This window comes from Nostoc sp., assembly GCF_036917135.1.
GTDB lineage: Bacteria > Cyanobacteriota > Cyanobacteriia > Cyanobacteriales > Nostocaceae > Nostoc.
On record NZ_JBALEA010000002.1, the window covers coordinates 1 to 22,850 of the forward strand.

At 40.2% G+C, this 22,850-nt stretch carries 21 protein-coding genes and 2 pseudogenes; 14 read left to right on the plus strand and 9 right to left on the minus strand.

Features of this window, described 5'->3' with window-relative positions; all coding sequences use genetic code 11:
* Positions 1-221 precede the first annotated feature (221 nt).
* Positions 222-1,097: an SDR family oxidoreductase gene (locus tag V7K50_RS00010; RefSeq protein ID WP_334956056.1), complete on the minus strand. Its 876-nt coding sequence runs from the start codon at positions 1,095-1,097 to the stop codon at positions 222-224.
* Between the two features lie 78 nt (positions 1,098-1,175).
* The gene (locus V7K50_RS00015) at positions 1,176-1,919 is read right to left on the minus strand and encodes a tetratricopeptide repeat protein (protein ID WP_334956058.1); all 744 of its coding nucleotides are present in this window, start codon (positions 1,917-1,919) and stop codon (positions 1,176-1,178) included.
* A gap of 318 nt (positions 1,920-2,237) precedes the next feature.
* On the opposite strand from V7K50_RS00015, the gene V7K50_RS00020 reads away from it, so the two are divergent.
* A complete protein-coding gene (locus V7K50_RS00020) occupies positions 2,238-2,978 on the plus strand; it encodes a DUF3891 family protein (protein ID WP_334956060.1) in 741 nt (246 codons plus the stop codon).
* Positions 2,979-3,258: 280 nt separating this feature from the next.
* On the opposite strand, the pseudogene V7K50_RS00025 reads toward V7K50_RS00020, so the two are convergent.
* Positions 3,259-3,339 (minus strand): annotated as a pseudogene (locus V7K50_RS00025) (IS200/IS605 family transposase); the annotation flags it as partial.
* Positions 3,340-3,727: 388 nt separating this feature from the next.
* On the opposite strand from V7K50_RS00025, the gene V7K50_RS00030 reads away from it, so the two are divergent.
* Positions 3,728-4,252 carry an AbfB domain-containing protein gene (locus V7K50_RS00030; protein ID WP_334956062.1) on the plus strand — a complete coding sequence of 175 codons (525 nt, stop codon included), beginning with the start codon at positions 3,728-3,730 and terminating at the stop codon, positions 4,250-4,252.
* 122 nt (positions 4,253-4,374) lie between these two features.
* Here the strand turns inward: V7K50_RS00030 and crtO are convergent, their stop codons facing one another.
* From crtO to V7K50_RS00045, 3 genes are all read right to left on the minus strand, one after another.
* Positions 4,375-6,069, minus strand: a complete 1,695-nt coding sequence (gene crtO / locus V7K50_RS00035) for a beta-carotene ketolase CrtO (protein WP_334956064.1) — start codon at positions 6,067-6,069, stop codon at positions 4,375-4,377.
* Positions 6,070-6,174: 105 nt separating this feature from the next.
* Positions 6,175-6,933, minus strand: coding sequence for an LmeA family phospholipid-binding protein (locus V7K50_RS00040; RefSeq protein WP_334956066.1), 759 nt, complete (start codon positions 6,931-6,933; stop codon positions 6,175-6,177).
* Between the two features lie 435 nt (positions 6,934-7,368).
* Positions 7,369-8,751: a cytochrome P450 gene (locus tag V7K50_RS00045; RefSeq protein WP_334956068.1), complete on the minus strand. Its 1,383-nt coding sequence runs from the start codon at positions 8,749-8,751 to the stop codon at positions 7,369-7,371.
* Between the two features lie 189 nt (positions 8,752-8,940).
* Here V7K50_RS00045 and V7K50_RS00050 point away from each other — a divergent pair, with 189 nt between their 5' ends.
* Positions 8,941-11,154: a phosphoketolase gene (locus V7K50_RS00050; RefSeq protein ID WP_334956070.1), complete on the plus strand. Its 2,214-nt coding sequence runs from the start codon at positions 8,941-8,943 to the stop codon at positions 11,152-11,154.
* Positions 11,155-11,312: 158 nt separating this feature from the next.
* Here the strand turns inward: V7K50_RS00050 and V7K50_RS00055 are convergent, their stop codons facing one another.
* Both V7K50_RS00055 and V7K50_RS00060 read right to left on the minus strand, forming a co-directional pair.
* Complete coding sequence (locus tag V7K50_RS00055) at positions 11,313-11,669, minus strand: hypothetical protein (protein WP_334956072.1); 357 nt, start codon at positions 11,667-11,669, stop codon at positions 11,313-11,315.
* 55 nt (positions 11,670-11,724) lie between these two features.
* Positions 11,725-12,384, minus strand: coding sequence for a CFI-box-CTERM domain-containing protein (locus V7K50_RS00060; protein ID WP_334956074.1), 660 nt, complete (start codon positions 12,382-12,384; stop codon positions 11,725-11,727).
* 299 nt (positions 12,385-12,683) lie between these two features.
* Here V7K50_RS00060 and V7K50_RS00065 point away from each other — a divergent pair, with 299 nt between their 5' ends.
* From V7K50_RS00065 to V7K50_RS00100, 8 genes are all read left to right on the plus strand, one after another.
* A complete protein-coding gene (locus V7K50_RS00065) occupies positions 12,684-12,902 on the plus strand; it encodes a type II toxin-antitoxin system HicB family antitoxin (protein WP_334956076.1) in 219 nt (72 codons plus the stop codon).
* Positions 12,903-13,121, plus strand: coding sequence for a type II toxin-antitoxin system HicA family toxin (locus tag V7K50_RS00070; protein ID WP_196527181.1), 219 nt, complete (start codon positions 12,903-12,905; stop codon positions 13,119-13,121). It abuts the gene before it with no gap.
* Positions 13,122-13,243: 122 nt separating this feature from the next.
* The gene (locus tag V7K50_RS00075; protein WP_334956079.1) at positions 13,244-13,591 is read left to right on the plus strand and encodes a CopG family transcriptional regulator; all 348 of its coding nucleotides are present in this window, start codon (positions 13,244-13,246) and stop codon (positions 13,589-13,591) included.
* Between the two features lie 29 nt (positions 13,592-13,620).
* Positions 13,621-14,022: a type II toxin-antitoxin system VapC family toxin gene (locus tag V7K50_RS00080; protein WP_334956081.1), complete on the plus strand. Its 402-nt coding sequence runs from the start codon at positions 13,621-13,623 to the stop codon at positions 14,020-14,022.
* A 290-nt stretch (positions 14,023-14,312) separates the two neighbouring features.
* Positions 14,313-14,546: a type II toxin-antitoxin system ParD family antitoxin gene (locus tag V7K50_RS00085; protein ID WP_334956083.1), complete on the plus strand. Its 234-nt coding sequence runs from the start codon at positions 14,313-14,315 to the stop codon at positions 14,544-14,546.
* Positions 14,547-15,741: 1,195 nt separating this feature from the next.
* Positions 15,742-17,166 carry an HlyD family efflux transporter periplasmic adaptor subunit gene (locus V7K50_RS00090; protein ID WP_334956085.1) on the plus strand — a complete coding sequence of 475 codons (1,425 nt, stop codon included), beginning with the start codon at positions 15,742-15,744 and terminating at the stop codon, positions 17,164-17,166.
* A 51-nt stretch (positions 17,167-17,217) separates the two neighbouring features.
* On the plus strand, positions 17,218-18,372 hold the full coding sequence (gene devC, locus V7K50_RS00095) for an ABC transporter permease DevC (protein WP_334956087.1): 1,155 nt from the start codon (positions 17,218-17,220) through the stop codon (positions 18,370-18,372).
* Between the two features lie 126 nt (positions 18,373-18,498).
* A complete protein-coding gene (locus V7K50_RS00100; protein ID WP_334956088.1) occupies positions 18,499-19,209 on the plus strand; it encodes a DevA family ABC transporter ATP-binding protein in 711 nt (236 codons plus the stop codon).
* Positions 19,210-19,314: 105 nt separating this feature from the next.
* Here V7K50_RS00100 and V7K50_RS00105 read toward each other — a convergent pair whose 3' ends face one another.
* Positions 19,315-20,136: a hypothetical protein gene (locus V7K50_RS00105; RefSeq protein ID WP_334956090.1), complete on the minus strand. Its 822-nt coding sequence runs from the start codon at positions 20,134-20,136 to the stop codon at positions 19,315-19,317.
* A gap of 186 nt (positions 20,137-20,322) precedes the next feature.
* On the opposite strand from V7K50_RS00105, the pseudogene V7K50_RS00110 reads away from it, so the two are divergent.
* The 3 genes and pseudogenes from V7K50_RS00110 (at position 20,323) to rpsB (ending at position 22,759) form a co-directional block, all read left to right on the plus strand.
* Positions 20,323-21,056, plus strand: a pseudogene (locus tag V7K50_RS00110) (HAD family hydrolase).
* A gap of 517 nt (positions 21,057-21,573) precedes the next feature.
* On the plus strand, positions 21,574-21,741 hold the full coding sequence (locus tag V7K50_RS00115; protein WP_334956092.1) for a hypothetical protein: 168 nt from the start codon (positions 21,574-21,576) through the stop codon (positions 21,739-21,741).
* Positions 21,742-21,964: 223 nt separating this feature from the next.
* Positions 21,965-22,759, plus strand: a complete 795-nt coding sequence (rpsB, locus tag V7K50_RS00120) for a 30S ribosomal protein S2 (protein ID WP_334800409.1) — start codon at positions 21,965-21,967, stop codon at positions 22,757-22,759.
* Positions 22,760-22,850 lie beyond the last annotated feature (91 nt).

The following is a 22,850-nucleotide window of genomic DNA, read 5'->3' on the forward strand; positions in this document are numbered from 1 at the left end:
TACTTATTACTTATTACTTATTACTTATTACTTATTACTTATTACTTATTACTTATTACTTATTACTTATTACTTATTACTTATTACTTATTACTCATTACTTATTACTTATTACTTATTACTCATTACTCATTACTCTTCAGAAATCTCAGTATCTTGAGACCTGAGAAGCTTAATCCAGCTTCCGTCACTGGTTAGTTACACAAGAAATACAATCTTAGTTATTGACTATTGATTAATTCCTGCAATTCTTCCCTTACAGATAAAGGCTGATACCCCAATGCAAATGCTTTGGAACTATCTAAAGAAACATCTGCTGGTCTAGGTGCTGCCATTTTCACATCTTGTTGTCGGCAGGATTTAAGTCTGCTAGCGGGGAGTTGAAATACTTCCACTAATATCTGTCCGAAATCATAACGCGAAATCCGCTCTTTGCCACCTAAATGAATGATGCCGTTAACTTTTTCTAATGCTAATAAAAGTCCTTTGGCGGCAGTTGTTCCACTTACGGGCGTGCGAAATTCATCGATAAATAAACTTAGTTCTTCTTCGGCTTCTAAAGTTTGAATAAATGGCTGAATAAAGCTTTTAGCTGTGGGTGTTGCTGCACCAAACATTAAGGGCATCCGACAGACTGCGGTCATGGGATACCTTTCTAGCATATCTGCTTCTGCGATCGCTTTCTGCTCACCGTAAAGATTGACAGGACACACGGCATCTGTTTCTTGATAGGGGGCATTTAAGCCATCAAAAACTAAGTCGGTTGAGGTAAAAGCACAAGGAATAGAATTATCTGCACAAAGTCCGGCAATATTGCAGGATGCGATGACGTTAATTGCGTGTGATTCTTTGGGGTTCGTTTGACAAAAATTTGGTTGCGAATGTGCAGCAGTATGAATAACTGCTTCTGGGTTGACATCATTAAAGATACGTTTCAATTCCTGAAAATTTGTTAAGTTTGCTTTTAACATTTTCATATCAGGAATCTCTAAAGGATGGGATAAATAAGTGCCATAAATCTCCCATTCTGGTTTGGCAAGCTGGCAAAGATGCCATCCTAAAAAACCACTTGCTCCGGTGATTAACAATTTTTTCATGTCTAATCGTAAACCGCTCAAGAAAAAATCCTTGCTACAGCAAGTTTATATTTTACACTGAGTGGTAATGACAAAATACTATTGCAGTAATTCCTGAAACTGCTTTTCACTACGCACTTTGTTAAAGTCGGGGTCAGTTTTTGCTAATTTTTTATATTTATCAGGAACAAGCTTGATTGCTTTGTCTAGATTCTCAATTGCTAATTCTAGATTGCTTTGTAAAGCATAAGAGCAAGCTTTGTTGTAATATGCTTGGTGCAAATCCGGCTTAATGGCGATCGCTCTATTATAAGATGCGATCGCATCTTGGTAGCGGTGCAGCTTTGTCAGAGCAATGCCTCGGTTAATTAAGGCTTCGTATTTGTCGGGTTTGATGGCGATGGCTTTGTTGTAAGATGCGATCGCGTCTTGGTAGCGTTGCAACGATGTTAAGGCGATGCCACGGTTATACCAGGCTTCATCTTTGTCGGGTTTGATGGCGATGGCTTTGTCGTAAGATGCGATCGCGTCTTGGTAGCGTTGCAACGATGTTAAGGCTATACCACGGTTAATCCAAGCTTCTGGATTCTCAACTTTGATGGCGATCGCTTTATCATAAGCTTTTATGGCATCTTCATAATGTTGTCCATCTAATAAATGATTGCCTTGATGAAAGAAATCTTCTGCTTTTTGGGTAGCCTTTGCTTCTATGAAAAGTTGGGTTACATTATTTTCTTGGACGACTTGTGTAGTATTTTCTATCGATGAGTTTGCCCCACTACTACAGCCAAATGCGAAGAAAACTATTAAGTTAGATGCAACGAAGCAGCGCCGAAAAACCATGCTGTACCTACAAAACTTATAAAATGATGTTAAAGTCCGTTTGTTTTTTGAGTATTATCAAAATACACTAGTTTTCAGCCATTAATTTACTTAATTTTTTCAGAAAGAACTTTGTTGACAACCCACAGATGCTTATTAAAATAAAGCGTACATTACAGTATCATACTAAATATACACAAAGCAATTGCTTAGGGTCTATTTCAGCACAAACTGGTTAGAGCCGGACATAAATAGAATTGCTATGACATAGGATATATCGCAAGTCAGATGTAAAATCATGGCAGTCAATGGACACTAAAATAAAAAGGACATTGATTTGTGATTGTCAACGCTACACCTTATGGTTGGAAGGTTATTTACCATCGCGCCCATGCTTTGTTAGCCGCTCAACTGGCAGGACACTGGAAACGTCAAGATGCGCCAGTACGGTTATATGAAACAATAGCTGCAATTTCTCATCATGATGACCTAGAAAAAGAGTGGGAGGAGGACAGCCTTACCGAAGCAGGAGCGCCAAAGGACTTCACCCTCAACACAGATAACGATCAAAATAACGGTTTTCAGAAATTAGCTAATTTGGCAAAGAATGCTCGCTACCGGGGACGCTGGGTGGCTCTATTAATTTCCATGCACATCAGCCGTTTAAATGAGCCAAGCCGGGGTAAGTCTCCAGCATTTGATGACTTCCTAGATGAGCAACTTCAAAATCAGCAACATTGGCGCTCCGAACTGGGGATTAAAAAAGATGAAGTTGATTCAGCCTATGCATTTATGCAATGGTGCGATCGCCTTTCCCTCATTCTTTGTCAGCAGGAACTACCTGCCGATGAGCGGTTTTTAGAAATTAGCAAGGGGCCTGATGGTGAGCGCTACGACATCATGCAGCGCCGTGATCAGTTGGTTACTGTCAAACCTTGGCCGTTTCAGGAAAAACAATTTACGGTCAACGTTGAAGCCTGTGACATATTGCAGGTAAAATTTGAAAGTAACGCCGAACTGACTCAAGCACTTCAATCAGCCCCTATCAAAGTGCTGGAATGGACATTTGTTAAGAGCTAGATGCATTTAGCAACCTGGTGCAAAAGGGAGCATCCCAATGCAAGCTTAAATCTTTTTCCTCACCCCCAGCCTCTCTCCGATCTTTGGGAGAGGGGAAACATAATTCTAGTTCCCCTTCTCCCATCTTTGGGAGAAGGGGTTAGGGGATGAGGGCTATCAAGGTTTTTGCACATTTGGGATGCTCTCGGTGCAAAAGCTATGAAACTGAGGTTTACGAGTCCTGATGCCTAAAGCCCCCGTGCTTCTAGCCGGGGGATATAAGCGAACAGGCTGAATAAATTCAGCCATGATGTGGATCATTAATATATTCCAAGACTTTCTGAGTGTTAACTTTTCCTGTAGTGTCAAACATATATGAATTTTAATTAACGAGGGTGCGTTCTGAGACTTTCTTCAGGCTTTAACTTTAATCTAAACAGATTTTTACGTAACATTTACTTTTATAGAGTTTAATTTAGATTAGTTTTAATGCAGACAGCAACTAAATATAATATTTCATTAATTCCTAGCGAATTAAATTAGGTAAAGTTCTGCATTAGTCTGCGTTTACTTTGCGCTCCTCTGCGTTTACAGCTATTTTCAGGTAAATAGACCACGCGGTAGGGGCACAGCATGCTGTGCCCCTACGACAGATGTGGTTCAAATACATGAAAACTGCTGTAAAAATGTGACAATTTTACGCAAAGTTGTACTAAAACTAAATTTCAACTAAAAGCATTGTTGCAAATAGAATCTAAAGGATTGTAACCATGAAAAAAAGTTTCTTTGCACTAGCATTAACCCTATCAGTGCTTCCTAATTATACATCAATTAATCCGGCAACTGCACAATCAACTCCTGTTGAATCAACTGTTTCAATACGATCATTTAATTTTCCTACCTTCTATATTCGTCATCGCAATTTCCTTGGCGAAATTAGTCCGATTTCAAATTCTCTAGACAGAGCAGACGCAAGATTTACAGTAAAGTCTGGGTTAGCGTCTTCTGACTGTGTTTCATTTGAATCCTCAAATTTCCCTGGATACTACTTAAGACATCAGAATTTTAGAATTAGATTAGATGCTAATGACAATACTGCGCTGTTCAGAAATGATGCAACCTTTTGTATAAAACCAGGTTTAGCAAGTTTAACAAATGTTTCTTTTAGCTCATATAATTTTCCTACTTACTATATACGCCACAAAAACTTTGAGCTATATATTGACCCGTACAGCACTGATATTGTGTTTTTAAATGATGCCACTTTTACATTAGTAGCACCGTTCAATCCCTAGTTAGAGTAGCTATAGCAATCCTGTCTGAGTTGTGAAAATTACTGTTTTTAACTAACCACAGTGGCACAGAGACAAGAATCAACAGAAATATTTCACAAATGATTTAGGATTGCTATATAAGCTTAACTAATGCCAAACACCGACTCGACAGTTGATTTAATGGAATCCCGCGCATCCTTCAAAGTTTGGCTAATGGGATGTTTTGCTTGCAAAAACACACGCGCACAATTGCGTCCCGGCATTCCCGAAATGGAACCACCTGGATGAGTCCCCGCACCAGTCAAAAATAGATTATCAATTGGCGTTTTGTAGTTCGCTATTTCTGGCAAGGGACGGAAAAAGATCATCTGATCTAGGGTCATGTCAATATGGTAATAATTCCCTTTGTACGCACCTAATCTTTCTCCTAGTTCTGCTGGACTTTCTACACGACGGGCGATAGTTGCACTCTTAACATTTGGTGCGTAGTCTGCCAACTTATCAATTACTCTATCTGCAACTTTGTTTTTCAATTCATCTGTCCAACCAGTACCTTTTAAACCAGTGCCTTCTGCGCCGGCAATTTGATAAGGGGCAAAAAACTCAATCCATAGCGTGTGCTTACCTGGTGGTGCTAATGTGGGGTCTAAATAACTAGGCATCACCAAATACATTGATGGGTCAGCATCAGGAATCTCTCCCAAGGTACATTTGCTATGAGCCTGTTCTACATGAGCCACGGAATCTGCAATCAAGATAGAACCGACGAGATATTCATCTTTGTGATCGTGGTTTGGAAAGTGCAATGGTTCGTCTAAAGCCAAATCTATCTTGAGGATGGTTTCGTTGTTGTTAACGATGCGGCGTTCTAATCTTTCCCATAAATCTTGATCGGCTCCATCAACATCGCTTTTATCTGTCATTTGTAAGAACAAGCGCTTGGCATCAATATTAGAAATAACCCCGTATTTAGCGCGATATTCTTTACCACCAGCAACCCGCACACCGACAGCTTTTCCATCATCAATTAAAACTTTTTCAACGTGCTGATCTGTGAGAATAACGCCACCTTTACTTGTGACTAAATTCACCAAAGCTTGCACTAGTGCGCCAGTTCCGCCGCGAGGTCTGGCCATCCCCGGATTATGACGCATTGCCATCATAATTGCACCAATAGCAAGGGTTTTTTGTGATGGCGGCGCACCCAGTTCTGATGCTAGTCTGGCTAGTGGCGCTTTCAGAAATTCCTCATCAAACCACTCGTTAACTAAATCTTCAGCGCTGGTTAACATGGTGCGAATGAAGTCCAGCGTTTTACTTGGAGAACCAATAACCGAAAATAAATCTTTCAGTTTTGTGATGTCATAGTTACCAAGGATGTCTATAATTGACTTTGGCGGTGCATTGAACATCGGAATCATTGCACCTAGCGATCGCTGCCAAAAGTCTACAAATTCTGCATATTTTCTGGCGTCGCGTTCACTATAACGAGCAATTTCTGCACAAGTCTTTTCCACTGACTTATGTGCTAAGAAATACTTGCCATCAGGATGAGGACAGAAAACAACTGGGTCGCACTCCAAATAATGCAAGCCGTATTTTTCTAGTTCTAATTCTTCAACAACTGGCCCTAAGTGAATAAATTCATGGTCAATAGCACACAAATTAAATTTAAACCCTGGAGCTTCTTGGGGTAAACACTCTTCAGTTGTTGCTGCACCACCTGGTACAGAACGCTTTTCTAGTAACAGAACGCTATAACCAGCTTTGAGCAAATAAGCCGCACAAACTAGTCCATTGTGTCCAGCACCGATTAGCACAACATCATACTCTTGCATAGTTGTAATTTAGAAACAAGTATCTTTAACAAATCTTACAAACGTTTTACTAAATTTACATCACTCCCTAGTTACAAAAATTATCATTCATTCCTGTCAATACTACTAAGGAGATAATATATCTGACGATGATGGTATTTGCTTCATTTGAGTTTCTACCATAACTATTAAACTACCAATTTCTACTTTTATATCTTTAATAGAAAACGTTATATCCTCCCATTTAAAATATGGTAGATTCATCAATTCTTTAGCTTTTTGCATGAATGCTGTAACTAATTCTATTGAAATCCCCTCTCCTTCAGTGCAGTTAAAACTCTCCAGCATTGCGGGTTGTGAATGAGTACGTGGGCGGGCGATCGCAGTGTAAGCTAAAGTGCGAGTATTTCCCATTTCCTTTAACAGCACTTTTCCCCTACATTCTATTTTGCCATCACCAGGTAAAAATACCTGAATTTGCTGCGGCTGAAAACTGACAATTTCACCATCTACATTCAACTCCAAGTTTTCTATCTGACTGCGAACAAAGTCTGATGCCAAGGCACGGTTAATATCTACTTCTGTGAGTATAATCCGAGCTATAGCATTTACCGGCTGATTGAGTTCTATTTGACCAAAAAGAGCGCTGAAGGGATTGATGGCAATACTATCGGTTTGCAGTTTGATTTCGTGTACGCGAATGCCTTCTTGGATCACTAATCCTTGACCTGCAATTGAAACTCCATCCGCCTGTCCCTGAGCTATTTTCAACAAATCTGTTTTTACATCTATTTCGATTTTTTCGACTTCATCTAGCTTTTCGGATATTCTTTTTTCAGCTTCCTGGGATATAAATTTCTCTTCCAATCGATGCTCATCAGGCATGATTTTGTAATCTCCTAAATGTCCTCTTACTCGTAACTGTAAAGGCTAATTCTGGAGAGTAAATCTATATTGGGGTATAGGTAATTTGTGATTTATAAATAAGACTGCGATCGTTATGCAGCGATTGCAAACTCTTTTAATTAATTATTCATTAAGTTTAAAATCTATCTAAATAGATATAGCGCTTCTCGTTTATATGCAATAGATTTTGATCTCACTCCAAACCTTTCTCCTAAAAGGAGAGCTTTGAATCTTACTCCCCTTCCCTTCCATTGTTCTCTCCTCTATCTCGTTCCCATGCAGAGCATGGGAATGTCCCTCGTTGGGGCTGCTGCCTCCGGTCTGGCATTGAGTCAGAGACTCAATGAATGCATTCCCAGTCGGAGACTGGGAACGAGGAATAGATGGAAGTTGAAAATTTGCGAAACGCAACCATCAAACAGTGCTTGTCTGTAAAACAGAAGACTTCACCTGACGTTGACTGGTGACAATCATCTGAATGGGACGATCTGGCCCTGTGACCAAACCACGGCGTTTAGGTCGCACGTCACCATTATTAACTAGTTCTAATTCCCTGCTAGAAAGGATTTTAGCAAGTGCTAGCTTCATTTCCAACTGGGCAAATGCTAAACCAATACAGCGCCTTGCACCACCTCCAAAGGGCAAGTATTCATAAGGAGAAAATTGCCGTTCTAAAAAGCGTTCTGGTTTAAACTGCTTAGGTTCCGGGTATAAATCTTCTCTTTGGTGGGTCAAATAAATTGAACCAATAACGCTTGTATCTGGTTCAAGTTCGTAGCCACCCAGAGATAGAGGTATTCTGACTACTCTGGGAAAGGTCAGCATCGCTACTGGGTAAATTCGCAAGGTTTCGGAACAAACAGCGTTGAGGTAGGGTAATTTAAAAATGGCGCTAGGGTCAGGGTTATCACCCAGGCCATCTAGTTCTTGCAGTAACTTTTGGCGTACTGATGGTATTTTGTGAATCCAGTAAAATGCCCATGCGATCGCTGTTGCTGTGGTTTCGTGGCCTGCTAACAACAGAGTCATTAATTCATCGCGTAACTCTTCATCGGTCATGGGTTGACCTGCTTCATCTCTAGCAGCCATGAGTAAGCTGAGGATATCTGTGCGTGATGGATCTGGTTGTTCTCGACGTTCCTGAATTTCTTCGTATATAAGTTTGTCAGCATCCTGCTGTCGGCGCATCTGCTTTCCCCAGAAATTAATCGGGCCAAAATCCCTTTGCAAAGCTGGAAAATAAAGCAAAGCGACACTTAACACAGAACTTCCTTTTTCCAGCATTTCACCCAAAAAATGCTGTAATTTTTCGGCGCGTGGCCCTTCATCTAGCCCAAAGACAGCTTGCATAATCACCCGCAGGGTAATAGCTTGGGCAGCAGACCGGATATTAAAGGGTTGCCCTATCTGGTATTGGCTAATGACTTTCTCGGTAATATCACTAATTATTTGACTATAGCTTCGCATTCTTTCACCGTGAAAGGGTGGCAATAACAACTGCCGTTGGCGTTGGTGTTCCGCACCACTGATGGTCATCACAGAACCTTTACCAAGTAAAGATTCAAACACCCGATTTCTATCACCAGGTGCTTCTAACGCCTTGGTATCGTTTGTCAAAATCTGTTCTAGCACTTCCGGGTTACTGACAAATATCAATGGCGGAGATTTGCTTACTAACCTGACAGTGAACATGTCCCCATATCTTTCGGCACAAGTTTCCATAAATGACATGGGGCTGGTAATCCAGCGTAGCATCTGTAAAAGTGCTGGGCTTTGGGGGCCATTTGGTAATTTCATAAAATTCTTTTGTTACTTTATGTATTGTTTCTACTTTAACTAACTGAAACTCATAAATTTTTGTTGATTGAAGTTACTTATACTGAGGTTGCAAAAAAGCAATAAACTGTTACAACCTGAAAGATGTAAAATTTTGGTTAAATTCAACGAGCATCTACAGTTTCACCTCATCGTCACAAGGTACTCAGCATGACTGCAATCTTCCCAAAGGCATCTTCAGCGCTTCCCGATTTTTCTGAAGGGATTCAATATTTTGGTAAAGCGTTACCAGATTTTGAAACTTTTGGTGCAACACCTGCTATAGAGTCGGGCAAAATCGCGATCGCATCTCCCACAGAACCGAATGCTGTATATCAAACTTTACTGGCTGCCGATGCCTTACGCTACCTGACTTTGCAAGTTACCGGCAGTAAGGCTTCTGGACATCCCGGCGGATTCGCTAGCCAAGCAGAAGCTTACGCATCTCTTGTCATGCTGGGATACAAGAACATTATTACCGAAGTGGGACACCACGCCCCCGGATTTTATAGTGCCATGTTCTTGGATCGTTCCCTAGAGGACATGGGAATTTTTACAGTCCAAGAATTGCGCGATCGCTTCCGAGAAAAGCACGGATTATTAGGACACCTTTCTGGTTTCATCCCTGGTATTCTCGCACCTGCGGGGCCTTTGGGACAAGGGCAACACTTTGCAATGGCGGCTGCACTGTTGCACAAAGATAAGTTATTCCCCTTTACAGTTGGGGATGGTGGATTGGGTGAGCCTTATATTGTAAGTGCGATCGCGCATTTCCATACAGCTTATCCTGCTGTCACCAACTTCTTACCGGTGTTGGTGTGGAACGGTTACAGCCAAGAACATCACAGCATGGTTTCCCTCAAAACCAACGAACAGATGCAAGCATATTGGCAAGGTAACGGTTTTGATGAAGTGGTGTTAGTGGATGCCAAAGATTTCGACGATCAAAACCAGCCAGGGGATTATGTTGATAGTACCGCCTTTTCTTTTGAGAAACGCCTAGCATTTACCCAAGCAGTACTTTCGGGTGTAGATAAAGCAGCGCGTTTTGCACTGGGTGGTAAACTTACCGTCTTCATTATTAAACAACTCAAAGGTGCAGGAGTCCATGCGCGGGGTGCAAAATCTCACAACCTCTATCCTAAAGATACGCTGGATGCAGCCCATATTATTAGTGCATTGCAAACCCGTGCTTTGTCTGCGGAAGCTTGGCAATTAGTCAGAACAAATGCCGAACGTGCAGGTGGTGGGCCAGCAGCAAAAACTGTAGTTACAGAATTTGAATTACCATTACCAGAATTAGGCGAATTACCTTTAGAAGAATATGCAGTTGGAGGTGAACCCAAAGTTTCCACAACAGCAATGGGACGGTTGGTAGGAATAGTTGGAAATAAAGATCAGAATTTCCTTGTTACCAACGCCGATGGTAATGAAGCATCAGGAATTGCCAACATCAACCAAGCATTAAAGATTATCCACCCCACAACCGACGACTTATATTTTCAAGCACCAAACGGACAAGTTTACGAACCATTGAGTGAAGATGCTTGTGCCGGTTTAGCTGCCGGTTTAGCGTTAATGGGTGCGAGAACTTTGTGGTGTTCTTACGAATCTTTTGCCATCAACGGATTACCAATTTGGCAAACTGTGACTCAAGCAATGGCAGAATTGCGCCGTCAAACTCCCTCGACTATTACTTTATTCACAGCAGGCGCATTAGAGCAAGGGCGCAACGGTTGGACTCACCAACGTCCAGAAATTGAAGCTTACTTTGCTTCGTTGATGCGAAATGGAAATGTTTTTCCATTATTTCCGCCTGATGCTAATAGTATTCAAGCTTGTTATGAGTGGGCGTTGAAAACTAAGAATAAGGGAATTGTGATTACTGCAAGTAAAACGCCATTACCAATTCGCACAACTTTAGAACAAACTCGTCAAGGGTTGCGTGATGGTGCAGTGCTATTACATGAAGTCGCTGGTGATAAACAAGTTGTATTTGCTGTCATTGGCGATCTAACATTAATACCCGTATTTGAAGCTGCTGCTTTCTTAGAAACTGAAGGTATTGGCGTGAAGATAGTTACTGTTATCAATCCTCGGCAATTGTACCGTAGCCATGATACTGCGTGGGATACCTGTTCTGAACCTGAAGGCGGCTTCTTGGATGATGCGAAATTTGCCGAATTATTTGATGGTGATGCGCTAATTGCGGTGACAGGTGGTGCGGCGGGGATGCTGGAACCAATTCTGTTACGGAGTACAGCGAAGCGTGACACCTTTGCATGGAAGCGTGGGGAGACTACAGCCAGTGCTGGCGAGTTGATGGCGTTTAATGGATTGACTGCGGAGGCGTTGACAAAGAGGGCGATCGGGTTAGTGCATTAAGTTAGAGAGAGATATTACCCCCCATCTAAATGTTTATCAGGGTGGGGGGTTAATATATAAAAGTTATCGATCCGTAAAAAGTGATAAAGGCTATAAACCTTATAAAATTAGACTTTTAGACACAAGAAACTTTCACAACTCAAATAGGATTACTCTACTCACGTACCCAACAATTTATCTGAATTCTTTGATCTTAAAGCATCTCCTAACTGCTTTATTATTTCCCTATCAGGTGACTCTAAAATAATATCAACTCTATAGCTCTTATTTCGTACAACCGTTTTCTCAATATCAAAGACTTGTGCTGTAAATGAGAAGCTTTCATTTTCTTGTTTTCCCTCGTCTATGACACCAATTTTCCAATTTTCAATTTTTACAATATCACCCTTATCTAGATGAGGATCAAAGTTATAAGTATCTACTGTAAGGTTTCCGCCCTCTTCTTTATCTCCTAGATTAATCCGCAGCACGAGCCTATAGTAAATTTCTGTAACAATCTTATCCATGTCATTCATAATTTAACCTCTAAATAAACAATCTCTTATTTTCCATCCGTACAGACATAAACTTTTATTCTTGTCTAATTAATCTAGCAATTTTAGATAGTGATTTTCTACAAATCAGTTGTATGCTTTTATTCTTTTTCACATATTTAGCTAATATTGGGCCTATTTGGTAATAGTAGGCAACTAAAAATCTTCCAATGAAGTTAGTGAGCAATACACTATCTCTAAAATCTCTAAACGTATTTATATCAGGGTGTTCTGTAGAAGAATATGCAGCTGTAGCAATAAAACAGTCTCCTTGTTGTGAGTTAGTAGCTACACTTGTACTAGTTTTAGAAGAAGAACTTCTCTGATTATAAATAGCCCTAAGCCGAGAAATATCGGGATCATTTTCTAGTAGATTTTTTGCTTCATAGCTACCAAGTTTTTCAGCTTTAATGAGGTCTTGAATAAGAGTATTTTCTTTATCTAGACTAATATGCTTCTGTGCATACTCTTTAATTAGTTCAGAGCCACCAACAATCATAGTCATAAATAATTGACTACACCCTGCTCTGCCGAGATATGCTTCAGCTAAACTTGGATCTGCTTCTATGGCTTTAGAATAAAGTTCAAATGAATAGATAGCCCTTTCCCATGCAATAGAAGAGGTTGGAACCAAAATTGTTGATAAGATATTTCTTGATGATTGTACATATTCTTTTGCTTTATCTGACCCTGACATAATCAATCCTTTTTTGTTAAAAATACTCAATATATGGGATTCTATTCTTTAATAACTATATTTTTCACCAGTATATATACGTAATATTGGGTAATTTTATCCTATTTTTTATTTGCCAACAGTATAGCCCACTATTAATGAAACTAGGTCATATATTAAAATATTATTTGGCTGTATGCCATTATAAATTCATCAGCCGCGATCGCACACTTTCTCTTCTAGCAATGGGATGAAGTAACAAACTTATGATTTGAGCGTTATATTTATTTTAGACCTCAAAGATCCAAGATTAATTTATTATGAAATTTCAAGTAATTTTTACTTTTGATTCAGAATATGAAGGTTATATTGCTGAAGTTCCTGAACTTACAGGTTGCGTGAGTCAAGGCAAAACACTAGATGAGGCAATCGAAAATATTAAAGATGCCATTACGGGATATCTCCATGTTCAAGCGAAACATGGCAAACCTTATATTGTTAAAGAATCGCAAGTGTTTATCGGGGAAGTTGTAGTATAAATGGGACGTTTATCAAATATCTCCGGTAAAGAAGCTGTCAAGATTTTTGAAAAGTTTGGTTATGTATTAGATCACCAAACGGGAAGCCATATAATACTTTGGTGTGAATCAAAACCAACTTTATCAATTCCCAATCATCGGGAATTAGCACCTGGGTTACTTAGAAGTTTGATTCGACAGGCAGGAATTACAGTTGATGAATTCCTCGAAAACAAATGAACACAGATAGAAGCATCATTATATTAGTCAAAATACCCCTCTGAAATTCTTGAATTATCGCTGTTAATCTTACAGCCTCAGCAAACTATAATGTACTTAAGATTTTACACAAGGATGGAACCATGACTAACACTCAAAAGATGGTTCGCTTAAATTTAGATTTGTCACCTGAACTAAATCAGATACTAGACGAACTAGCAAAAAAAATAGGTGGCAGTAAAAGTGATGTTTTGCGTCAGGCTATAACGTTGATGCAAATTATGGTTATAGCTAAAGAGGAAACCAAAAAATTAGGAGTTCCAGAAGCAAATCAATTGATAGTGAATGAAATCATTCTCTCATCTGAGGAGCAGCCAAAACCCAATGCATCAGAAGGTTTTTTACAAACCTTTGGAAGCTGGGAAGATACACGCACCGCAGAAGAAATTGTTGATGAAATATATTCAAGTCGTACTATAAGCGATGCCTAGGGCTGGCTACGCCTACGCAATTATAGCTTGTGAACTATTTACTCGACACTGATACGTGTATTTATTGGCTTAACGGTCGTCACCCAGTCAGAGATAAATTATTAGCAGTCGGATGGGATGAAGTATGCATTTGTGTCATCACTGCTGCTGAATTGTATTATGGTGCATACAATTCTAATCGAGTTTCAGAAAACTTAAGTAATGCAGAAGACTTTATTCAAAACTTACCCGTTGTACCTTTAACTAATCCTGCTCTGAGAAAGTATGGTGAATTAAAGGCAGAACTCCGTAGAATAGGACAAACAATTGCTGAATTTGATTTACTAATTGCTAGTGTTGCAGTTGCAGAAAATTACACTTTAGTAACAAACAATACTCGTCATTACGAACGCATAACCGGATTAAAACTAGAAAACTGGACTCTGCCTTAGAAACTCAACATTAGTTAGTCCTGTAGGCTGTATAATGCTGTCCCTAACCCAGCATTATCAGTTCAATCCCTAATAAGTAAGTAGGCAACAACAATAAATAAAACTATGTTACGTAATGCAAAATTAATTAAATTAGCTTGTAGTAAGGGCTTTAGCCCTATTTTAAGGGCTGAAGCCCTTACTACAAACCTTTAATTATTCACGCCCACTTACTTAACATCTTCTGTCCAATTGCAGAAAATGGCAAAAACTGCCATAACGTAGAAAAACAGATTCAAAAACTAACACTTGTGAAAAGTATCAATATTTCCTTACCTGACATTATGCGAGCTTATATAGAAGAACAGGTAGCTCAAGGTGGTTATAGCAGTGTTAGCGAATATTTTCGTGAATTAGTGCGACAAGATCAAAAACGAGTAGCTCAAGAACGTCTAGAAACAATGCTTCTGGAAGGATTAAACTCTGGGAATGCAACAGAAATGACTGTTCCAGATTGGGAAGATATCCGCCAAACAATCCAATAAAGAATGAACAAATATCAAGATGCAATTTAGCCGTGATGTTTGAAATAAAAAAAGACCTCAAGTTATCCGGGACTTATACCAATTTAATGTGAAGTTGCACATATCTTGATCCCCCTAAATCCCCCTTAAAAAGGGGGACTTTGATAGATGTTTTCCCTAACCCCCCTTATTAAGGGGGGTTAGGGGGGATCGAATTCTATGCAGCTTCATAAAAAATTGGTATTAATAGACTTAGCAACAACCAACATTGTGATCTTTTGTTTTCTTAATGCTGGGGGGTTCACCTTTGCTTGGTTGCTTGGTTTGCGAGACTCCCATTTCCCCCATCTGTAGGCTCCGTTACGTTTTCGCGTAACGGATAAATGTAGAATTCATTCAACGAGAGTTTAATGGAGTCCCAAAGCAGCAACCGAGAGAGTAGTAAGGTCTTTAAAGCAAATATCACAAAATGGTTTCTTGTCTTGGTAGATACAAGCAACTAGAGACAGCTAACTCATTGACCAAAAAGTTAAGGAAACTCTGATGTTAAGAATGCTCAAGTTGACCCTTCTCTACGAGAGGCTGCGCCAACGACTTCGCTCAGGGTGAACAGATATTTTTAGTTAGTTAATCATTGATTGACTTAAGGAAGACTCAATTTTCTAGCAAGATTGTATCCAACAAAGGCAACAATCTATTTTTGATGTTTCTTTTCAATTTTGTAACTAACTGTAGCCGTAATGAATGTAGCAGTAAAGTACCGCATCATACTAATTTGGGATTTTGTGTAGAGGTGGGATATATCGCACCTCTACATCTGGATTCATACTGCTTGTGAATTCTGTTCACTCCCATTGCACTCATGTCTCAATAATACTCAGAGTTATTGAATAGCCAGCTACTATAGCGTTTCTCCGTTTCAATACAGATCTAACAAGAACAGCCCCTTTCTTACTAGCGTTGGGGAGTAAGCCTCAAAGCCTTTCTCCTTTTAGGAGAGAGGAATGGAAGTGGGGTCAAAGTGTATTGCATACAAACGAGAAACACTATAGAAAAGACCATTTTGTAAAGCTATATTGAGCGTTCATCACGCAATGGATTTTAAGCCATACCCAGCTTTAAACCACTGTTGTTTGTCCTAAGCGGCTGGCTGTTGATTAAAAACCCTTTTATTTTTACTTCCATCAGCACAATTCAGGTAAACGGGCAACATATTATGTCAAGGGTGACTGAAAAGCCAAAGCCAAGTGAGCAAACACTTAATCGTGAACAACCGAAGATTTGGTGGGGTATTGCTGTAGCCGTACCAATAGTAATCGCGGCTAGCATATTAGGTACAGCTAAAATCGAGCAACTGAGAAAACTAACTACATCTGCACCCGTAATGCCATCTAGCAATAGCATTAGTGCTGTAGGGCGTTTGGAACCGCGAGGCGAAGTTGTGAAATTGTCCGCCCCATCATCAGGATTAGCACCATCGTCACGAATTCAGCAACTTTTGGTGAGAGAGGGTGAACAGGTAAGGCAAGGTCAAATTCTGGCAATTTTAGACAACCGCGATACCCAAATAGCCGCACTAGAAGAGGCAAAAGCCAAAGTGCAAGAATCCCGTGCGAATTTAGCGCAAGTCAGAGCCGGATCTCCAAGAGATATTCAAGCTCAAAGAGCAGTTATTGCTCGCTTACAAGCGCAGTTTCTTGGAGAAAGAGATGGTCAACAAGCAACGATCGCTCGGATTGCAGCCCAGTTAAGTGGTGATAAACTTGTTCAACAAGCAACTGTGAATCGCTTAGAAGCTGAACTCAGTGGGCAAAGAGAAACTTTGAGAGCAACGCTTACACGTATCCAAGCCCAACAGCGCAATGCCCAAGTCGATGCTGGACGCTATGATTTTTTATACAAAGAAGGTGCAATTTCTCAGCAAGAGCGGGATACTAGACGCTTGAGTGCAGTAACTTCTAATCAACAGGTGGCTGAAAGCCAAGCTACCCTAAAGCAGACATTGGCAACCCTGAGACAGCAACTTGCTGAGGCTAGAGCTAACCAAATCCAAAATTTAGCAACATTACAACAGCAGTTAATCGAAGCCAAAGTTAACCGAGACAAAACTTTAGGAACTTTGCAAAGACAAATCGATGAAGAAAAGGCCAAACTGAGCAAAATTTTAGATGTTAGTCCTACCGATGTGCAAGTAGCCCAAGCTCAAGTTAGTAATGCGATCGCAAATGTCAGAAAAGCCGAAGCAGAATTGAGGTTAAGCTACGTTCAAGCACCAATTTCTGGAGAGATTTTAAAGGTTTACACCAAATCAGGCGAAGCCATCGGTGCAAATGGCATTGCTGAAATTGGCCAAACCAGCCAAATGTTTGCGATCGCAGAAGTCCCCGAAGACAGTATTGGTAAAGTACGTATTGGTCAAAACGCCACTATCACCAGCGATAATGAAGCATTTAGCGGCGAATTAAAGGGAACTGTCACTGAAATTGGCAGAAAAATTGGCAAAAAAGATGTGCTGAATACAGATCCAGCAGCAGATGTGGATGCCAGAGTTGTAGAAGTGAAAATTGCTCTACCGCCAGCAGATAGCCAGAAAGTTTCTGGTTTAACTTACGCGAAAGTTGTTGTCGAAATTAATAACTAATTAGGTTGGTATCACTTAATTGATTCAATAAAAAATCTAAGATCGCTTAAAATGACTCAAAAAATCCCTCTGTCGTGGCTACAACTAACCAGAGAAAAAACTCGCCTAGCTGTAGCTTTAGCGGGAATTGGTTTCGCTGATATCTTGATGTTTATGCAACTCGGCTTCCGGGATGCTCTGTATTATAGTAACGTTCGATTTCATAACAGCTTGCAAGGCGATATTGTTTTAATTAACAGTCAATCTAGCGCTATCCTGGCGATGAGAAGTTTTTCTCAACGACGGTTATATAAAGCTTTAGAGTTACCCGCAGTCCAATCAGTACATCCGATATATTTGGACTTTACAATCTGGAAAAATCCTGTCACAGGCCGCCCTCGTAGTATCCTGATATATGGAATGAACCCAGAAACTAACATAGTTAACTTACCTGGAGTTCAGGAGAATTTAGATAAGCTGAAACTACCTGATGTAGTTCTATTTGACCGTTCTTCTCGGGTAGAATATGGCCCAATTGCTGCTAATTATGACCAAGGAAAGACTGTAACAGCAGAAGTACGAAGACGCAGAATTAAAGTAGAAGGACTATTTACATTAGGTGCATCATTTGGTGCGGATGGTAATTTAATTACAAGTGATATAAACTTTCTACGAATATTCAACAATCGTCAAAAAGGATTAATTGATATTGGGTTAATTAGATTAAAACCGGGAGCAGATGCTAACGTTGTTGCCCAAGAGCTACGAAAGTATTTACCTAATGAGGTAAATGTTTTAACTAAGCAAGAATTTATCGATTTTGAGCGGAATTATTGGGCAAATAGTACAGCCATTGGATTTATTTTCACATTAGGGACTGTCATGGGTTTCATTGTGGGGACTGTGATTGTTTATCAAATTCTTTATACAGAAGTTGCAGATCACTTAGCTGAATACGCTACTCTCAAGGCAATAGGTTATACACAAAACTATTTATTGACAGTCATTCTTCAGGAGGCTTTATTATTAGCAGTGTTAGGATATTTTCCTGGAATTATTTTTGCTTTATTTATGTATAAAAGTGCCAGAGATGCAACACTTCTACCAGTTTTCATGAGCTTTGATCGGGCGGTAATGGTGTTGTTCTTGACGATAATGATGTGTATTATTTCCGGTGCGATCGCAGTTAGAAAATTACGTTCTGCTGATCCAGCAGATATATTTTAATTAATTGAATATTAATTAAAAGATGTTGTTAATAATTCTCAGATAGAATTCTTAATTAAGAAAAGGTTGTCTTTGGTATTCGCTAGAGTTAACTTTCAAATATTCTCACTTATAGCTAACAAATTTATGATGAGACAAGAACCTGTAATTGCCATTAAAAATCTCAATCACTACTATGGCAAAGGCGCACTGAGAAAACAGATATTATTTGACATAAACCTCGAAATTTATTCGGGTGAAATTGTCATTATGACCGGGCCATCAGGTTCAGGTAAAACAACATTACTGAGCTTAATTGGTGGCTTGCGGTCTGTACAAGAGGGAAGTTTAAAATTTTTAGATGAAGAACTGGTTGGCGTCAGTCAAAACAAATTGGTACAGATGCGACGCAACATTGGTTATATTTTCCAAGCTCATAATTTACTAGGCTTCTTAACAGCCAAGCAAAATGTGCAAATGGCGGTAGAATTGAATAATAATATTTCTCAAACAGAAGCAGTGGCTAAATCAAAAGCCATGCTGGGGTCAGTTGGTCTAGAAGAACGAGTTGATTACTATCCAGACAACCTTTCTGGTGGACAAAAACAAAGAATTGCGATCGCCCGCGCCCTAGTGAATCGTCCCCCACTGGTGCTAGCAGACGAACCGACAGCAGCATTAGACAAACAATCAGGACGCGATGTTGTAGAAATAATGCAGAGCCTAGCCAAAAACCAGGGAACTACTATCTTATTAGTGACACATGACAACCGCATTTTAGACATAGCCGATCGCATCATCGAAATGGAAGATGGTATTTTAACCCGTAATTCCCCAAATGCAGCTATTCAGTCATGATTTTAGTCCTTAGTCATTTGTCCTTTGTCCTTTGTCCTTTGTCCTTTGTCCTTTGTCCTTTGTCCTTTGTGAATGACCAATAACTAATGACCAATGACCAATAATTTATTGTCTAGCCGAGCCTGATTTTTTAATTCCAGGTGACTTGGGCGGAGTTGGGGTATTTGGTTGGCGACTAGTACGAAAAGTCACATTCACCCCTTCATTCGATTGCTCTAGCACCAGTAAAGGCGTAGGTTTAGCCTTTTGATCCCAATGCATAGTAGCAATTCGCCCTTGAATTATTGGTTGCCAACTATCTTCGCCTTCTATGGGGCTTAGGTAAGTTTCTATACAGTCAATAATTTGACTAATAGTTGCAGAAGTTGCTTGCGTGGGTAACTTCATTAACCTAACTTGAATGCGAAACAGCACTCGTTTAGCAGAGTTCCCAGGACTACCAGTTTCATACTCGACATCAAAAATTTCATCTATTTGCCGTCCAGTGCTATTAGCAATTCCGACTGATCCTTGTTGGGCTTGATTTGGACGCAGGGCTTGAGAAATTTTTTCTTTGATCTGAATCTTCACTTGATTCAGGATTGCAAAATGAAACACCTCCTCTGACATCCGCATTCGCAGATAATCCAGGTTAAAATCCCGTGAGTTGACCAAATCCGGATTAGTTTCCATTTTGCGAATTGTTTCCAGCGCCAGCTTAAACTTTTTCTCTAATTCTCGCGCCCGGAATTGTTCAAACTTAATTTTTTTCTCCAGCTTATTCATCTGGAGCTTACCATATACAATCAAAGCAATCACCACTAAAGCCAGTCCTCCAGAAGTTGCCAGCAACAATACTGGTATTTGAGGATTACTTGCTGGCACTTCGTGGGATGCCTTTTTAGTCTTTGGCACGGGGTTTTGGGCAAGAAACATCGAAGTGGGCATGGTTGTAAAACTGAAAAACTTGACTCCTGATGTTTAGGATGCCCAAATATTCAATCCCATATTGCTGTATTATGGATATTTTTTACAGCTTTTTACAAACCGCCTATGTCCAGACATTTCAGCCTCCCTAACCTGTCTGAGATTTAAAGTACAAGCTTTCTTCATATTCGTCTGATAGCCACAGATATGGATGGCACCCTGACTAGACGAGGAAAATTTACTCCCGCACTGCTGCAAGCTTTAGAGGATTTAGCCGCAGCTGACATTAAAGTAATGATTGTCACCGGACGTTCTGCTGGGTGAGTGGATTGAGTGCGATGATGCCAGTAGCAGGTGCGATGCCTACGGCGGGCTACGCCTACGCAGAAAATGGCGGTTTGTACTTTCCCTCTGAAAACCAAAAACCAGTAATTATAACACCCATTGCCGATTTAGCTCAACATCGCCAGCACTTGGCTACGACTTTTGAGAACTTACAAACTAAATTTCCCCAAATCCAAGAATCTGCTGATAACCGCTTTCGCATCACTGACTGGACTTTTGATGTCGCTGGTTTGAGTCAAGATGAACTACAAACCCTAGATAATCTCTGTCAACAAATGGGTTGGGGATTTACCTGTAGCAATGTGCAGTGTCACATTAAACCCCAAGGGCAAGATAAAGCTGTGGGATTGTTGCAACTATTGCGCGAATATTTGCCCCAGTATTCCCCAGAACAAATTGTCACTGTTGGTGATAGCCCCAATGATGAAAGTTTATTTAATGATCGTTATTTTCCTCTTTCTGTAGGTGTGGCCAACGTGCTGGAATACCTGAATCAGTTGAAATATCACCCTGCTTACATTACCACTGCTGCCGAAGGCGAAGGATTTTGTGAATTATCTAGTTATATTTTGCAACACTTGCACATCTCAAGTTAGGAAGAAGTAGAGTTGTTCTAGAATAATTTCGTAGCACTGATTTTAAAACCATGACCTAAACACAAAAGGATAGAGAGCAACTGAATTTATCCCGATACTATTGAGTAATTCTATAAGTTGCGTCACTTAACAGTTAGTCGTATAAATCGCACCAATGGTACTAACCAGTAAGTTGCTGTGAAATCTGAAAACTGTTACAAATAAGTAGACAATTTGTTACCTGTGTCAAAGACACATTTATTACCTTGGAGAGAATACAATATATAAACGTCCAGAGCGTTTTAATCTCATAACTCTCAACAATAATGATTTTATTGAGAATACTGTTTTATACAGTCATTCCCAAGCAAAACTGTTCAAAGGATAAATAAACCGCCAGCCTTTTAAGCACTTAGAGACGCTAAGAGACTAAAAAATACTTCCATAACTGGTTAGCGTTTTATTTGCCACTTCCACTAGAAAGTCCAAGACCAATGTAAAGTCAAGAATTTACCTTTAAATACCGAGGTATTAAATTATGCAAGAGATTGAAAGATTCTTTAGCAACTTCTTCAGTGGCATAATCAACCGCTTTAAGTATTCGGCAATGGATGCTGCCGATCGCAAAATGAGAGAAACTATTGACGATCAGGTTGAACAACGGCGAAAAAAATCCCAACCCAAGGATCAAGAAGACCGCCAGTAGACCTTTAAAACACCAAGATTTTCATCACTAAAAAGATAGCGCTGCCTAATTGTTGAGTGGGCAGCGCTATTTTCTCGCCATCACTCTGTCAACCAACTACAACTCTTCAGAATATGCTAACCTAGTATGGTTAACTAATCTCGCACATCTGAGAATTCGGGTGTTTCCCAGTTGGGAAATGCACTTGGATGGAGGTTTAACCCGAATCGGAGTAAGAAAATATATGCCAGTCGTTTCATTGGCTCAAATGATGGAGTCAGGGGTTCACTTTGGGCATCAGACCCGACGTTGGAACCCAAAAATGTCTCCTTACATTTACACTTCCCGCAATGGTGTACATATTATCGACTTGGTGCAAACCGCCCAGTTGATGGATAGTGCCTACAACTATATGCGATCGCACGCAGAACAAGGGAAGAAATTCCTTTTTGTTGGCACCAAGCGGCAAGCAGCTGGAATTATCGCCCAAGAAGCTACCCGTTGTGGTTCCCACTACATTAACCAACGCTGGTTGGGCGGAATGTTGACCAACTGGGCAACCATCAAAACACGAGTAGACCGCCTAAAAGATTTAGAACGTCGTGAGGAAAATGGCGCACTAGATTTATTACCGAAAAAAGAAGCATCAATGCTGCGTCGGGAAATGACGAAGCTTCAGAAATACTTGGGCGGTATTAAAACAATGCGGAAAGTTCCCGATATCGTGGTAATTGTAGACCAACGACGGGAATATAATGCAGTTCAAGAATGCCAAAAGCTGAATATTCCCATTGTGTCCATGTTGGATACAAACTGTGACCCAGATGTAGTAGACATCCCCATCCCCGCAAACGACGATGCGATCAGGTCAATTAAGCTGATAGTCGGAAAATTAGCGGATGCGATTTATGAAGGTCGTCACGGTCAGCTGGATGCTGAAGAGTATGACGAAGATTACGACGGTGGTGAGTATGACGAAGACTACGAAGAAAGCGAATATACTGACGCCGTAATTCCCGACGAAGAAACAGAGGCATAGGTAAAGCCGGGGTGAAGGAAATGTCCGAGGGAGGGCAGTTGCTAGCAGAATTGCAGCAATTGCCCTAGTCTGCGGCAAATGGGAGGCGAAG

What these genes read in the sequence shown, in the direction of transcription:
- V7K50_RS00090 (WP_334956085.1), top strand. Translation starts at nt 15,742, where the DNA reads ATGTCAAGGGTGACTGAAAAGCCAAAGCCAAGTGAGCAAACACTTAAT.
- rpsB (WP_334800409.1), top strand. Translation starts at nt 21,965, where the DNA reads ATGCCAGTCGTTTCATTGGCTCAAATGATGGAGTCAGGGGTTCACTTT.
- V7K50_RS00040 (WP_334956066.1), bottom strand. Translation starts at nt 6,933, where the DNA reads ATGCCTGATGAGCATCGATTGGAAGAGAAATTTATATCCCAGGAAGCT.
- V7K50_RS00060 (WP_334956074.1), bottom strand. Translation starts at nt 12,384, where the DNA reads ATGTCAGGGTCAGATAAAGCAAAAGAATATGTACAATCATCAAGAAAT.
- V7K50_RS00105 (WP_334956090.1), bottom strand. Translation starts at nt 20,136, where the DNA reads ATGCCCACTTCGATGTTTCTTGCCCAAAACCCCGTGCCAAAGACTAAA.
- V7K50_RS00100 (WP_334956088.1), top strand. Translation starts at nt 18,499, where the DNA reads ATGATGAGACAAGAACCTGTAATTGCCATTAAAAATCTCAATCACTAC.
- V7K50_RS00045 (WP_334956068.1), bottom strand. Translation starts at nt 8,751, where the DNA reads ATGAAATTACCAAATGGCCCCCAAAGCCCAGCACTTTTACAGATGCTA.
- V7K50_RS00065 (WP_334956076.1), top strand. Translation starts at nt 12,684, where the DNA reads ATGAAATTTCAAGTAATTTTTACTTTTGATTCAGAATATGAAGGTTAT.
- V7K50_RS00015 (WP_334956058.1), bottom strand. Translation starts at nt 1,919, where the DNA reads ATGGTTTTTCGGCGCTGCTTCGTTGCATCTAACTTAATAGTTTTCTTC.
- devC (WP_334956087.1), top strand. Translation starts at nt 17,218, where the DNA reads ATGACTCAAAAAATCCCTCTGTCGTGGCTACAACTAACCAGAGAAAAA.
- V7K50_RS00050 (WP_334956070.1), top strand. Translation starts at nt 8,941, where the DNA reads ATGACTGCAATCTTCCCAAAGGCATCTTCAGCGCTTCCCGATTTTTCT.
- V7K50_RS00055 (WP_334956072.1), bottom strand. Translation starts at nt 11,669, where the DNA reads ATGAATGACATGGATAAGATTGTTACAGAAATTTACTATAGGCTCGTG.
- V7K50_RS00070 (WP_196527181.1), top strand. Translation starts at nt 12,903, where the DNA reads ATGGGACGTTTATCAAATATCTCCGGTAAAGAAGCTGTCAAGATTTTT.
- V7K50_RS00115 (WP_334956092.1), top strand. Translation starts at nt 21,574, where the DNA reads ATGCAAGAGATTGAAAGATTCTTTAGCAACTTCTTCAGTGGCATAATC.
- crtO (WP_334956064.1), bottom strand. Translation starts at nt 6,069, where the DNA reads ATGCAAGAGTATGATGTTGTGCTAATCGGTGCTGGACACAATGGACTA.
- V7K50_RS00075 (WP_334956079.1), top strand. Translation starts at nt 13,244, where the DNA reads ATGACTAACACTCAAAAGATGGTTCGCTTAAATTTAGATTTGTCACCT.
- V7K50_RS00030 (WP_334956062.1), top strand. Translation starts at nt 3,728, where the DNA reads ATGAAAAAAAGTTTCTTTGCACTAGCATTAACCCTATCAGTGCTTCCT.
- V7K50_RS00010 (WP_334956056.1), bottom strand. Translation starts at nt 1,097, where the DNA reads ATGAAAAAATTGTTAATCACCGGAGCAAGTGGTTTTTTAGGATGGCAT.